The organism is Pseudoalteromonas caenipelagi (assembly GCF_013140855.1).
In the GTDB taxonomy this organism is placed as follows: domain Bacteria; phylum Pseudomonadota; class Gammaproteobacteria; order Enterobacterales; family Alteromonadaceae; genus Pseudoalteromonas; species Pseudoalteromonas caenipelagi.
The window spans coordinates 62,616-76,888 of sequence record NZ_JABBPG010000008.1; the positions used below are offsets into that span (position 1 = coordinate 62,616).

The 14,273-nt window shown below is 42.0% G+C and carries 13 protein-coding genes; 8 read left to right on the top strand and 5 right to left on the bottom strand.

Annotated elements, in window-relative coordinates; translation table 11 throughout:
* Positions 1-258 precede the first annotated feature (258 nt).
* Positions 259-3,243, top strand: a complete 2,985-nt coding sequence (locus HG263_RS16870; protein WP_171627265.1) for a HEAT repeat domain-containing protein — start codon at positions 259-261, stop codon at positions 3,241-3,243.
* Between the two features lie 67 nt (positions 3,244-3,310).
* Here HG263_RS16870 and HG263_RS16875 read toward each other — a convergent pair whose 3' ends face one another.
* The 3 genes from HG263_RS16875 to udk form a co-directional block, all read right to left on the bottom strand.
* Positions 3,311-3,793, bottom strand: a complete 483-nt coding sequence (locus tag HG263_RS16875; protein WP_171627266.1) for a GNAT family N-acetyltransferase — start codon at positions 3,791-3,793, stop codon at positions 3,311-3,313.
* Positions 3,794-4,068: 275 nt separating this feature from the next.
* Positions 4,069-5,292 (bottom strand): NupC/NupG family nucleoside CNT transporter, encoded by a 1,224-nt coding sequence (locus HG263_RS16880; RefSeq protein WP_171627267.1) that lies wholly within the window; start codon positions 5,290-5,292, stop codon positions 4,069-4,071.
* 16 nt (positions 5,293-5,308) lie between these two features.
* Positions 5,309-5,938, bottom strand: a complete 630-nt coding sequence (gene udk / locus HG263_RS16885) for a uridine kinase (RefSeq protein ID WP_171627268.1) — start codon at positions 5,936-5,938, stop codon at positions 5,309-5,311.
* A gap of 304 nt (positions 5,939-6,242) precedes the next feature.
* On the opposite strand from udk, the gene HG263_RS16890 reads away from it, so the two are divergent.
* From HG263_RS16890 to HG263_RS16915, 6 genes are all read left to right on the top strand, one after another.
* Positions 6,243-7,457 (top strand): phosphopentomutase, encoded by a 1,215-nt coding sequence (locus HG263_RS16890; protein WP_171627269.1) that lies wholly within the window; start codon positions 6,243-6,245, stop codon positions 7,455-7,457.
* Between the two features lie 16 nt (positions 7,458-7,473).
* Positions 7,474-8,175, top strand: a complete 702-nt coding sequence (gene deoD / locus HG263_RS16895; protein ID WP_171627270.1) for a purine-nucleoside phosphorylase — start codon at positions 7,474-7,476, stop codon at positions 8,173-8,175.
* A gap of 221 nt (positions 8,176-8,396) precedes the next feature.
* Positions 8,397-9,374, top strand: a complete 978-nt coding sequence (locus tag HG263_RS16900) for a YfgM family protein (protein WP_171627271.1) — start codon at positions 8,397-8,399, stop codon at positions 9,372-9,374.
* A 148-nt stretch (positions 9,375-9,522) separates the two neighbouring features.
* Positions 9,523-10,263, top strand: coding sequence for a ferredoxin--NADP reductase (locus tag HG263_RS16905; protein WP_171627272.1), 741 nt, complete (start codon positions 9,523-9,525; stop codon positions 10,261-10,263).
* Positions 10,264-10,334: 71 nt separating this feature from the next.
* Positions 10,335-10,652, top strand: coding sequence for a hypothetical protein (locus HG263_RS16910; RefSeq protein ID WP_216628489.1), 318 nt, complete (start codon positions 10,335-10,337; stop codon positions 10,650-10,652).
* Positions 10,653-10,675: 23 nt separating this feature from the next.
* Positions 10,676-11,557, top strand: a complete 882-nt coding sequence (locus tag HG263_RS16915) for a transporter substrate-binding domain-containing protein (protein WP_171627273.1) — start codon at positions 10,676-10,678, stop codon at positions 11,555-11,557.
* Here HG263_RS16915 and HG263_RS16920 read toward each other — a convergent pair.
* Entirely contained in the window at positions 11,541-12,413 is an 873-nt protein-coding gene (locus HG263_RS16920; RefSeq protein ID WP_171627274.1) for a tetratricopeptide repeat protein, read from the bottom strand. The two genes, HG263_RS16915 and HG263_RS16920, sit on opposite strands and share 17 nt — an antisense overlap.
* Before the next feature lie 147 nt (positions 12,414-12,560).
* On the opposite strand from HG263_RS16920, the gene HG263_RS16925 reads away from it, so the two are divergent.
* Complete coding sequence (locus HG263_RS16925) at positions 12,561-13,280, top strand: substrate-binding periplasmic protein (RefSeq protein ID WP_171627275.1); 720 nt, start codon at positions 12,561-12,563, stop codon at positions 13,278-13,280.
* Positions 13,281-13,291: 11 nt separating this feature from the next.
* On the opposite strand, the gene HG263_RS16930 is transcribed toward HG263_RS16925, so the two are convergent.
* The gene (locus HG263_RS16930) at positions 13,292-14,200 is read right to left on the bottom strand and encodes a histone deacetylase family protein (protein ID WP_171627276.1); all 909 of its coding nucleotides are present in this window, start codon (positions 14,198-14,200) and stop codon (positions 13,292-13,294) included.
* Positions 14,201-14,273 lie beyond the last annotated feature (73 nt).

A 14,273-nucleotide genomic window follows, 5' to 3' on the forward strand; every position in this document is an offset into this window, starting at 1 on the left:
AGAATGATAAACCGAACACAAGACTCTTGGCGCGGTTCTACGAGCTTTTGGATTGATTATTTATATTCAACAATACTTTAAGCTTTGTTTACAAATAACCTGCTGTCAAATTAACTCTGTTTGTGATTGCAGCACTTGAAAACGAATACCCATATAAAAAGGTTGCGAGCCTTACTCCATGGCATTGATATCATGAGAATAAATGAGTATGTTTTAAAACTACACTCTGAATTCAAAGCTTAGCAGCAAGGACTAATTATGTATTGGCTTTCCGTTGTTATTGACACTGTTGATGTGATCGCATTTTTTGTGGTTGAGAATAGGTCTGCGGTACTTGGGTTCATAATGGCCGTGTTAGGCATATTGTTCGCTTTCCAATTACCCAGAAAGTATGTACTTAGCAAGCTTAGCTTTGGGACCAAGCAATCGCTGCCAATAGGCTTTGATGATCCTGAATGGTTAGCGGGTAAAGATGGACTAAGGGCACGATTGCGCGCGGACATTCAAACTTATGTCGCTGCACCAAAAGAGTTGGGTATATTCAAGTTACGGTCTTGTCTTGAAGATCACACTCGGCCTCTAGTTATAACCGGAGATGGTGGCTTAGGTAAAACACGCCTTGCGCTGGAGTTGTATCGCGCATCTGGGTTTCGAGGTGTGTTGGTACAAAAACATGCGAGTTTAGAAGATGTAAAATCTATCATCGAAGATGCGAGACTGAATAAATGTAGAACCTTGCTGATTATTGATTATATAGAGCAAATGGGCAGTTTATATGATGGTATTCACCAAGCCATCATCAGTCAAAGCAAAGGGTATGCATTTTTAATCACAACCACAAGAACACTAAGTAATGGCTCCGCGACTATGCATGGGCCTGTATATTTAAACTCAAGAGCCTGCCAAGAGATATCTCTTAATGACCGACTATTATTACCTTGGCGAAAACAGGTATGTGAAGAGATACTCACTAATGCCAAGGTGCCAGAGCCGCTGCGTTCTCAAGCCATTGACTCAGCGGTGCCGTTGATTGCTACTCTGGTGAGTTACGATTTTAGTAATCATGGTATGACAGATAACAAAAGCGACAAGGATGATGGTTATTGGTTGGTAAAACGTTTACGTCGCCATATTGATGACAATCTAGCTGATGAAGACTTCACTTGTTTACTGTGCCTATACCCGATGAATAAAGCGATACGAGAGGGGCTTCCGAAACCATTACGAAAAGCCTCTGATATGTTGCAGCGCCAAGGGTGGGTGTCGACAACGGGCAGTGGTAAAGCAATGCAATGGCACCTGGGCCATGATTTGTTGTGTGATATTCCTTTAGTGCATTTTCTGGTTACTGAACCAGATATTGTATTGCGATTAGAAGCCATTGAAAGGTTAGGTGAACATGCTCAGTCACTGCAAGGAGACTATAACTTAGCCATTGCATTAAGCAGAGCACTCAAAAAAATCATTATGGAAACACCAGCGCAACATATTGTGCCCACATTAGCCGCCAGTGCACAACAAATCGCATTGACCAGCAAAGAGCGTGACACCGCATTGGAGATGGTCGATAAGAGTATTTACTCTCTGTCACTGGGCTTAGGCGAGAAGTTACGTATCATTACTGAGCTAAGGGGGTTAAGTCATTTCCAAGTTGATGAACTTTTGTCAACATTTAATGAGGAATTAGAGACGCTTATTAAACTAGTTAAGGAGCATCCAGAAGATATTTATTTATTGATTAGCAATGCGAGTATGGGGTGTGAACATGCCTATAACAGGCTTTATAGTTCCTATGCATTGACACACTATCAACAACCTTATCCTCCGATAGGGTTGACAGGGAAGTATATCCCTGATTTGTATATCATAGACGGTGATATCACTAAACTGCTTGATGAGTTTCCTGCGGATGACGGTCTTAGTAATGATTTAAGGGGGTGGGTTGCAGAAAAGCTCTATCTATCGGCAACATCAATCAAGCGAGATGATCTATATCACTTTGTGATAGAGCGTTATAAAGGTAGCAGCAATATTGAGCTTAAGTTTTATGCCGCCAAAGCGATGTTTGCTCAATCACATGATATTGCAGAGCGTGATAACAACCCAGATGCATACAACAAGGTTATTGACCTCTACCGCAATGACGAACATGGTGAAATACGATTGCAAGCCGCCAAAGCCATGTTTAATCAATCGAATGTTATTGCACAGCGTGATAACAACCCAGACGCATACAATGACGTTATCGACCTTTGCCGCAATGACGAGCATGATGAAATACGACTGCGAGCCGTGTGGGCCATGTTTAATCAATCGGTTGATATTGCACAGCGTGATAACAACCCAGACGCATACAACAAGGTTATTGACCTCTACCGCAATGACGAACATGGTGAAATACGACTGCAAGCCGCCAAAGCCATGTTTAATCAATCGCATGATATTGCAAAGCGTGATAACAACCCAGACGCATACAACAAGGTTATTGACCTCTACCGCAACGACGAGCATGATGAAGTACGACTGCGAGCCGTGTGGGCCATGTTTAATCAATCGGCTGATATTGCAAAGCGTGATAACAACCCTGACGCATACAACAAAATAATTGACCTCTATTGTGACGACGAACATGATGAAATACGACTGGCTGTCGCCAACGCCATGTTTAACCAATCGAATAATATTGCAAAGCGTGATAGCAACCCAGACGCATACAACAAGGTTATTGACCTCTACCGCAATGACGAACATGACGAAATACGACTGCAAGCCGCCAAAGCCATGTTTAATCAATCGGATGATATTGCACAGCGTGATAACAACCCCAATGCTTATAATGCAGTTATAGCCGCATATGCAGAGGATACTAGCCCAGCGATTCAGGCTAAGGTGCAAAGCGCGCGAGCCGCGCGAATTGGCTGGTCAGTGGTTGCTCAGCAATACCCGCAGGCCATTAAATTGGCAGATAAATTTTTAGTCGATTATGCGACGGATTGTGTTAACTGCAGTGTAGTTGCCTTTTTAGCATGGCTTGCGAATAGGACTCAAGATAACCAACAACGCTACGAGAAGATAGCTCAAGGGCTTGGCACGCAACGGACCAACTGGACATTTGATGAGTTTGCACAGCTAATCGCTACATTTCCTGAACAGGACAAACACTATGCATACCAAGCGATTGAAAGGCTCGAGCATAGCTATGAGGAAAGGCCTGAGCCCGAAGCCAAGGGGATACCCGCATAAAGTGGCCATCGTATTGAATTGCAAAACGACACATTTGTAATGACGGGGGCTTTGCGCTTGTTAAAGGCTAGTCGGTTTGTGTTTTGTATAAAGAAAAACCACGTTTTTGGTAGTTAGGCAGGGCACTTGGGTGGTCTAGATCACAGGTATGAACCCAAACACGCTTGGTTGACTCGATAGACCAAGCACTGTTAATAGCATGGCTGAGCAATGCGCCACCTAACCCTTTCCCAATAAATGTTGGCGTGAGCCCAAAATACATTAGTTCAACATCGCCATTTTGCTGCTTGCTCAATTCATAATACCCCGCAATCGCACCACGTACATAAGCCACCCAGGTTCTTATGTTGTTCGTATCAATATGGTTTTGCCATTGTTGCTCACTCCAAAGTGCTTTATCAGTCCACTGCCAAGTCTTGCCAACAAACGTATACAAAAACCGGTTGAACTGTGGCTGTGGCAACTCAACTTCAACGATGGATAAGTCCGGTGATTGGACTGCAGGCTTAAAAGCCTCTTTCGAGCGCATTTCAAGGTAATAAGTTTGCATATGGACTCCTGTGAGCTGTTTTTATTATTCGTAGCTTTAATCGGTGAGTAGCATTCCATCAACACGGTATTTGCTTACGTGTTTTATCTGCTCTGTTTGATGTAGGAAATATGGTAACAAAAAGACGTGTGCGCGGTAAAAAAGTTTATGGCTTTAAAACGATAAAAGGGCCTTGCGGCCCTTTGGTGAAGTATCGTTCAAGTTAGTATGAATGCCTTAACCCCTTAAGGCAGTCAACCAATTGTTTTGCAAATGCGGCATATCTCGTTAAGTTTCTAAGCTAGCGAGAGGAAAAACCCTGCAATTGCTGCGCTCATCAGGTTAGCCATTGACCCTGCTAAAACCGCTCTGAGCCCTAAGCGTGCGATATCCTTTCTACGACTTGGCGCCATACCGCCTAGTCCGCCTAGTAAAATTGCTATTGATGATAGGTTAGCAAAGCCACATAACGCGAATGTGACAATCGCTTGTGTATGTTCGCTTAACCCATCGCGATAATTCATAAAGTCTAAGTAGGCAACAAATTCGTTCACTACTAACTTTTGACCGATAAAACTACCGGCTGTAACGGCTTCATCCCATGGCACGCCAATTAGCCATGCTACTGGAGCAAATACGTAACCTAAAATCTCTTGCAATGTTAAGGTTGGATGGTCAAACCATGCGCCAATTCCACCTAACATGCCATTTAACAAAGCAATTAATGCTACAAATGCCAGTAGCATTGCACCTACATTAAGAGCTAAATGCATACCGCTTGATGCGCCTGCCGCAGCCGCATCTATAACATTAACTGGTTTGTCTTCCTCAGCATTTACATCTGCTAAGTTTTGTTTTGGTTGTTCTGTTTCTGGCACAATCATTTTTGCCATCAAGAAGCCACCCGGTGCTGCCATAAAGCTCGCCGCAATTAGGTATTTAAGCTCTACACCTATTGCCACGTATCCAGCCATTACGGAGCCTGCCACCGTTGCTAAACCACCCACCATTACGGCAAATAATTCAGATTTTGTCATCGTTGGTATAAACGGTTTAACAATCAAAGGCGCTTCTGTTTGACCTACGAAAATATTTGCAGTCGCAGACAAAGACTCAGGCTTTGATGTTTGTAACAGCTTTTGTAAACCGCCACCTAAAATTTTAATGATCCATTCCATAATGCCTAAGTAGTACAAAACAGCCACTAAAGCAGAAAAGAATACGATCACAGGGAGTACTTGCACCGCAAAGATAAAGCCCAAAGAACTTTTGTCTGCTAATGGCCCAAATAAAAACCCGATTCCGTCATTGGCGTAACCAATCACAGCCGAAACTGCGCTCGACATGCTCGCCAAAGCGTTTTTACCCGCCTCAACAAACAGTACAAAGCCCCCGATTGCCACTTGCATCGCAAATGCAACGCCAACCGTACGTTTGTTTATAGCGCTACGATTTGTTGAAAAAACGAACGCAACACTCAGTAGCATTAACATGCCCACCAAGCTCATTATTGTTGTCATGCCCAAAGTTCCCGTTTTATTCTTGCAGTAAGTATTTTATTTTACTTTTAATGATATCAATCGCAACGCGATTCATACCGCCACGGGTGACGACCAAGTCGGCATTGTGCTTTGAAGGCTCAATAAACTGATAAAACATCGGTCTTACCGTTGCTTGGTATTGTTCCACCACCGACGGCAAGCTTCTACCACGTTGCTCAATATCTCGTTGCATACGACGCAGTAAACAAATATCCAAAGGCGTATCAATAAACACCTTGATATCAAACTCTTCGCTTAATGCAGGATCGCTTAGTAACAAAATACCCTCAATAATTAAAATCTTTGCGGGTGTTACTGTGCGAGTTGTGTCACTACGAGTATGCTGAGCATAATCATAAGTGGGTACTTCAACTGCATTACCTTTTCTTAGCTGCTCTAAATGAGTGCGCAGCAAGTCATGTTCAAACGCATCCGGATGGTCATAGTTAGTTTGAGTTCTATGCTCGAACGGCAAATGCGATTGATCTTTGTAATAAGCGTCTTCTTCAATAATGGCAATCGCGCCTGACTCAAGCTCGTTAACCAGTTCATTGTATATTGTTTGTGTAAAAAGAGATTTGCCAGAAGCAGATGCTCCAGCAATAGCTATAATTGTTCGTGTCACTAAAGTTCACACCCAGCAGTTGTTAACGTTGGAAGATCACAATAGCAAAAAAGACACGATTAATCTCTTTTGCTTCGCTTAGGATGCAAATTTAGCGATTTTGCAGACAACAAAACAGGACTTATGTCCTGTGAGACAAAATCAACAACTTCAAAGCAGTTCGTGAATTTTGTTATGCTTTTATGACAGCGGACTTATGTCCTGTACGATTATTCGGAGCAACAATTAAAGTAGCAACCAATGGGAGCGCACGTTGAATAATTCCACATATGTAAACCCAGATCTTGTAAATATGAGGTAACTGATGGCAAGAGCAATTATTTTAATGGCAGATAGCCTAGGTATTGGCGCCGCACCAGATGCAGATAAATTTGGTGATGTTGGTGCAAATACGCTTGCACACCTCTTACAAGCTTATAAAAAAGAAACCGGCAAGGCTTTATCTTTACCTAACTTAAGCCGCTTAGGCTTGTTAGACGCTTGTGAAGCGGCAGGTGGCGAATCATGTGAAGTGAGCGATCGCCAGAACCCGCAAGCAGCTTGGGGTTATGCTAAAGAGCTGTCAAGCGGTAAAGATACGCCATCTGGCCATTGGGAAATGGCTGGTGTGCCAGTGTTGTTTGATTGGGGCTATTTCCCAAATACAACACCTTGTTTCCCTCAGTCGTTTGTAGACGAGTTATGCAAACGGGCTGGTATCGAAGGCATTCTAGGAAATTGTTATGCCTCTGGAACAACAATTTTAGAACAACTGGGTGAAGAGCATGTGAAAACCGGCATGCCTATTTGTTACACCTCAGTAGATAGCGTTTTTCAAATAGCCGCTCATGAGCAATCATTCGGCCTTGACAAGCTTTATCAAGTATGTGAAATCGCACGGGCACTGCTTGATGAAATGAATATAGGACGAGTGATTGCGCGGCCGTTTATAGGCACTTCGAGTGCCGACTTTATTCGTACGGGTAATCGCAGAGATTATTCGGTATTACCTCCAGCGCCGACAGTATTAGACAAACTAGCTGCGGACGGTGGAGAAGTGATCAGTGTAGGTAAAATTTCTGACATATATGCTCACCAAGGCATTACTCAGAAACACAAAGCGCCAGGGCTAATGAACTTGTTAGAGAAGACCTCTGAGCTAGTTGATAGTGCACCGGATCACAGTTTAATTTTCACTAATTTAGTGGATTTTGATGAAAAATTTGGTCATCGCCGTAACGCAGTTGGGTACGCGCAAGCATTGGAACAATTTGATGCATTTTTACCGACTATACTCAACAAACTGCAAAGCGATGATTTGTTGTTGATAACTGCCGACCATGGTTGTGATCCAACAGCACCAGGTACCGATCATACTCGCGAGTATGTGCCTGTATTGGCTTACACACCGGGTATGATGAATGCTCCGTTAGGAGAAAGACAAAGTTTTGCAGATATAGGTCAAACCCTTGCCCAGTGGTTTAATTTATCTGCGCTTGAGTATGGTGAAGGGTTTGTTACTTCACTAAACAAAGCATAAAGAAGGAAAACAATCGATGAGCACACCTCATATTAGTGCAAACAGTGGTGATTTTGCTGAAACAGTATTAATGCCAGGCGACCCGCTTCGAGCACAATATATTGCGGAGCACTTTTTAGAAGATGCACGTCAAGTGACTGGTGTTCGTAATATGTATGGCTTTACTGGTACTTATAACGGTAAACCAGTAAGCATCATGGGTTCAGGCATGGGTATTCCTTCAATGTCTATATACGCCAGAGAACTAATTGTTAGCTATGGCGTAAAAAATCTGATCCGAATTGGTACTTGTGGCGGTATAAGTCAAGACATCAAAATTCGCGACGTAATTTTTGCACAAGGTGCAAGCACTGATTCAAACGTAAACCGTGCTCGTGTTCGTGGTTATGATTTTGCTGCGATAGCTGATTTTGGCTTATTAGAAAATGGCGTAAATGCAGCGCGTAAACTTGGTATTGAAGCCAAAGTCGGTAACGTATTCACAACCGACACCTTCTATCAAGCTGATAGCAGTTTCTATGAGCAGCTAGATAAGTTAGGCATTATGGCGGTTGATATGGAAACCGCTGGTATGTATGGCGTAGCAGCTGAGTATGGTGCAAAAGCGATGGCTCTATTTACAGTGAGTGATCATGTAATTACTGGTGAAGCCACACCAAGCGAAGAACGTCAGAGCACGTTCAACGAGATGGTTAAAATCGCTTTAGAGTCTATTTAAAAAATTTGTATTTGTGGGTTTAGCTAGGCTCACAGATGAATAAGTTCCTTGGTAACGTAATCGCAGAGTTTTGGAGACACGCCTAAAACAAAGCGAATCACACCCAAAAAGCCGCACCCAGTGCGGCTTTTTTTTGTCTGTAACTTTGTAAAACATCTAGGAAAATTGTTTAGATCAAAGCTATGCTTTTGATAGCGTCACGCTTTGGGAGTTACTTCTAGATGTCGATTACTGCTTTGCTATTGTCTTCGTTACTTATGCTGCCTGTAAGTGCAGCGCAGCTAGATGAGTTGAAAAAACTCTCCTCTAGTGAGCCTGATAAAGCGCTGCAGTTGTATTCTCAAATGCTTGAACAAGCCAATACCTCAACGAATAAGCAAGCAATCATTGATTTACATTATACGGGGTTGTTAGCAGCGCTAAACTCGGCGCAGTGGGCTACTTTTGAGCGTATTGTTAAACGGTTATATGACGCTGAATTATCGAGTTATTTAGAGCCAATGAAGTTTACTTTGCTAACCAGAATTGGTGTTGCTTATCGCTACAATAATCAATTAGAGCAAGCTCGAATGCACTACACATGCGCGCTTGCGCAGTCTGCAAGTGACATAGAGCATTCGTTGCTTAAGGTTAATTTAGCAATTGTATATAAGTTATCAGATCAGCCAGCTATGGCATTTCAACTTATTAACAGCATTGATGAAAAACAGTTATCAATGAAAGTTAAGGCCGGCTATTTAGTTGTGAGGGGCAATATACTGACATCTTTGGGTAAGTTTGAGGATGCGCTCAGTAGTTTCGAACAAGCGAGAGAACAGTATGGTTTGCTTGATGATCAGTTGTCTAAAGTAGGGGTTACATTCAATATTCTCGGCGCAGCGTTGGCATATAAATCTTTGGACAAATTTGCTGATTATCGAACAGGCATTGAGGTTTTGCTTAAAGAGCACGACTCACAGTATTTATATTGGTTAGATGTAATCGCGCAATCTATTAAAACACAAGTGGTAACGGCAGTGCATGAAAAGTGGCTCATTGAGCATATCAACCCATTACTAGAAAGAGGCTATGGCACTGCTATGAAGGCCCATTTAGAGATTATAGATATGATACAGCTATACCCTAAACAAAAGCCCAAAAGGCGAGGTGATAAGTCTTTAGCTGAATTCTTGGGGGCGCCGTGGTGTCCCAAATTTTGACTTTATTATTATATCTGCCATGGTTTAACTCAGATAAATAAAGCGTTTTAGTATGTCGAACTGCACTAAATTTGGCCTTGCTAAGGGTGGGGACGCGTCCGTAAAGCTAAGAATTTAGCAACGTGCAGGCTATGAATGGAGGAAATGCATGCCACAGTGGGTAACAGGTAAAGTACTCGATGTAAATTGGTGGACGCCAAGTCTATTTAGCTTAAAAGTATGCGCTGATGTGCAGCCTTTCAAAGCGGGTCAGTTTACGAAGCTAGCATTGCACATTGAAGATAAGCGTATTGCACGTGCCTATTCTTTTGTAAATTCTCCGCAAGACCCTGTGTTGGAGTTTTATTTAGTTGAAGTTGCAGATGGAAGTTTGTCTAATAAATTGTCTGAGCTTAAGGTTAATGATGAGTTATATGTCGATGCGCAGCCAAACGGCTTTTTGACGCTTGAAGAAGTTCCTGATGCCGATGTGCTTTGGATGTTGAGCACCGGCACCGCGATAGGACCATTTTTGTCGATAATTGCCCAAGGGAATCTATGGGATCGGTTTAAACAGGTTATATTAGTGCACGGTGTTCGCCATAATGATGATCTCACTTATCAACATCAAATCATGGCTACACAGCAGTTATTTCAGCAATTTACCTACATTCCTGTAGTATCTAGAGAAAAGCCTTTATCTGGCCTTACAGGGCGAATTACTGAGTTATTGAAAACAGGAGAGTTAAGTGCATATTGTGGTTTTACTGAACTGCCTAAATCCAGTCATTTTATGATTTGTGGTAACCCACAAATGGTGAAAGACACCACTGAACTGTTAATAGAGAGCGGATTTAAAAGACATAGGCGAGCTGAGCCTGGTCATATAACCGTAGAGCAATATTGGTGACGCAAATGCAAGCTGACATTATTTGCATACTCATTGGTTTGTAAGTTAAACAACATAAATTTGGTATAAAAATGAGTGAAGACAAAAGAATAAGACTACTGTATCGCGTTGAACCTGGGTGTTTAGGTCCGACCGGCGTTGATTATGTGGAAGGCTTTTGCCAGTTTGCGAACAAAATTATTAAACCGCCAATATATGCATCGTTTAATTTTGTTCCACGCTATGACAAGTCATTGCCTGAGAGAGAGTACAAAGTGGGGAATAAAAATTTATCGTCGACTCAGGTTATTGCTTACTTAGACAGGCTTGATAAAGATAAAGACGAATTTGAAGAGCAGATAGATGATCTGCTTTCCCATGCTATTGACGCATATTTAAAGAGGCTATAAACAGAGGTTAGATTAATAATTATATGATATATAAACTTTGTTTTGCTTTGCTTCTTATTTCACAAAGTAGCTTTTCACAAACGATTAAGTATGTGGATGCAACATCGCTGCGTAATAACCCTAACAATATGTACTTTGTTAAAGTACTCGAACTTGCTTTGTCTAAGGTATCGAATGATAAACAGGATATATGGTTACAGCCGATTGATGTTGTGATCACACAAAATCGTCAGTTTATAGAGCTTAAAAAGCAGAACATTGATGTGATGTGGACCATGTCTGCACAAGCGCGAAGTGAGCAAGCGCTTGCAATACCTGTTCCCTTAGCTTTTGGTAGTTACGGTATTCGTCTGTTAGTGATCAATAAAAGCGAATCACATTTTTTTAATGCTTTGAAAGATGTTTCTCAACTAAAGCGTTTAAAAGCGCTTGTTGGCAGGGACTGGCCGGATGCTGACATCTTAAGAGCTAATGGTTTTTTAATTGAAAATACTTATAGTGATGAAGAGTTATATAGAGTTTTACAACAACACTCTGGTTACTATTTTCCAAGGGCCATTACTGAAGCAAATACTGAACTGTTGGCGATAAAAGGCGAGAAATTAATGGTCTGGTCAAAGTTTGTTTTGCAGTATCCTGCAACGATGTATTTTTATGTAAGAAAAGGAAATCAGGAGCTTGCTCAGTTACTTGAGAGGGGCTTAAAAATAGCACTCGATGATGGAAGCCTTGAGCGACTGTTTTTTTCTTTTCCCCATCATCGTAACGCTTTTTCTGCATTTGATTTAAGCGATGCTCAATTCGTTCAACTGCAAAATAAGCAAGCTGAGCTGGGCGGTGTTGCCCAGCAGGTTTATAAGTTACAGAAGCGGGTAATAAAAAGGGCGCTTAAACGTGCTCAATGAGTTCATTGAAACTGGCATTGTCGTGCAAGCTGGCGAACGCTGCTTCATGTAATAACTCATTTTTTAGATTAGGCGCATATTCTAAAGCCATCCGTATATCAGCCATCGCATCAGCATGTTGATGTAGCATTGCATAGGCACATGCTCTTTGCCAATATGCATAACCATAGTCGTTATCCATCTCTAACGCTTGATTACAGAGTTGAATTGCAACGCCTGTTTCACCAAGCTCTAGCAAGGCGTCAGCTTTGTACGCGATAGCTTCAACGTCTTCTGGTTTGCGCTTTAGTATTTCATCATAAATTTCTATTTTTGAGTTCATGTCGCTTTCTAGATTAGCGCGCATCCAAAGCGAATGTACCTCGTTGGTAATGGTTATCTTTTTGTGATTGTTCAGGATTTCTTCTGATCGTTCCTTTAACTTTGATTCGAGTACCTGAAGTCTTTGTTCATATTCTTGTGTAATGTTGCCCACTCGTTCTTTAACTAAGTCTTCAACTTTATTTTTTATATCTCTTAACGACGTCCAACCAACAACCACCAAAATAGATGCGGTGGCAGTGATAATGAATAACACATTGTTGATGGTGTCGGTGGTGTAGGTTAGCGCTCTATCTGCTGCGTCAAGCTGAGAGTGAGTTACCTGCTTAGTAACGTCTTCGCGCAGTTTTTGTTGGTCATAGCGTACGGATTTTAGTTCATCTAAAATATAGCGTTCCAATAGGGGTTTATACATTGGCGCTTGTAACTCCTCAAGCGCTTTATCCTGTTGAGATTCAGTGGGCTTTGCTGATTGCTGAGCACTCACACCATAACTACATAACCAAATGCAGAGCAAAAAGAAGAATGATTTCATAACTAACTATACTTTCTATTATTTAAGAGGGCATGGTGCATGAAGTTAAGAAAAAATGCAAAATTGCCCTGTAAACGATAGGTTGGTTTTGCTATGTATTGCATTAAGACGCATAATAAACAATGAGCGGTTATTGTGAGTTGTTAAATGAAGGTGTTTTGGCTTGCATTGATATTGTTTGCATACTCTATCAACGCAAAACCCATGTTAAATGTAGTGACTGAAGAGTGGGTCCCATATAATTTCACCGATGAAAGAGGTGAAATAGTGGGCCGTGCAACAAAAAAAGTGCGTGAAGTGCTAGATGATGCACAAATTTCCTATGAGATCAGAAGCTACCCTTGGGTACGTTCTATGAAAATAGCGCAAACAAAAGCCAATACAATGATTTACTCAATTTATCGCACTGAAGAGCGAGAGCCGCTATTTTTGTGGGCATGTCCGTTACTCAGTCCTGTAAAAGAGTACTTATTTAAGTTGCGTAGCCGCGATGATATTAAATTAACCAGCTTAGATGATGCTAAAAACTATATTATTTCCTTAGTTAGAGGCAGTATTACTCATGAGTATTTATTGGCACAAGGTTTTAAAAATGGTGTGAATCTTGATTTGACGGCTGATCCCAGTGCGAGTCCTCGCAAGCTATTGGCAAGAAGAGTTGATTTTATCATCACCACTGAATACACCGCATATGAAAGAATGCGGGAAATGGGAAGGCCTTTTGAGTTATTAGAAATAGCATATGAAGTTAAAAATGCAAATGAGCGCCAAGCTTGTATGGCATTTAGTAAGAACACAGACCTTAGCATAATACAGAGTGTCCGAGCAGCGCTTGCTAAGCACAACGAACAGTTTGAGAGCCCGTAACTCATTGAGAGTTATAGTTTAGCTGCTTGCTCTATAACAATGCTGTGCCTTTGCGCGAGGCGATGATGATCTTTGTCATAACCGCCACCAATTACGGTAGCGACGGGAATACCGCGGGCTTGGCAAGTGGATAAAACAAGCGCGTCTCTTTGTTGTAAGCCTTGCCAGCTAATGTTTAGCTTTCCTAACGTGTCATGCTGCCAAATATCAACACCTGCATCGTACAGCACCAGTGATGGGTTTAAGTCATCAATTAGCCCCGTTAGTACCTCTTTGACGGTGTTTAAATATGCTTGGTCTTCTAGGTAGTTGTCTAGGCCAATATCTAGATCGCTCGGATGTTTTCTAAACGGAAAGTTCTTTTCACAGTGGATGGAGCAAGTAAACACATAAGGGTTATGAGTGAGCATGGCAGCAGTACCATCGCCTTGATGCACGTCTAAATCAAAAATAAGCACGTTATGGACCTGTTTACTCATGACTAACTCCGTCGCGGTAAAAGCAAGATCGTTAACCATACAAAATCCTGAGCCAAAATCGTAATGGGCGTGATGCGTTCCGCCTGCTAAATGACAAGCGATACCGTGTTGTAGCGCTAACTGGGCTGCTTTCAAAGTACCTAGTGGCGCGGTAAATGTACGTGCCATTAGCTGTTCTGACCAAGGCAGGCCTATTCGACGCATGCTCTTTTCGCTCAAGCGATTATGCCAAAGGTCCCAGATATAATTTTCACAATGAATGTGCTCTAAGCGCTTAGGGGTACCTGTGCTGGGGCGGTAAAGGTTGTTTTGGATTAAACCTAGTTGCTTACATTGCTCATATAAGCGCGCAAATTTGCTCATCACAAAGCGGTGCTTTGGATCAAATGTGAAAGAGTAATTTGGATGGTATACCAAAGGCAAATGGGGATTGAAGTTCATAGGTACTGCATACTCTTTTATAGGGCCGTTGTCTTTGCAGGAGCGCAAAGTCTTTATCGTCAGACTTAATAGA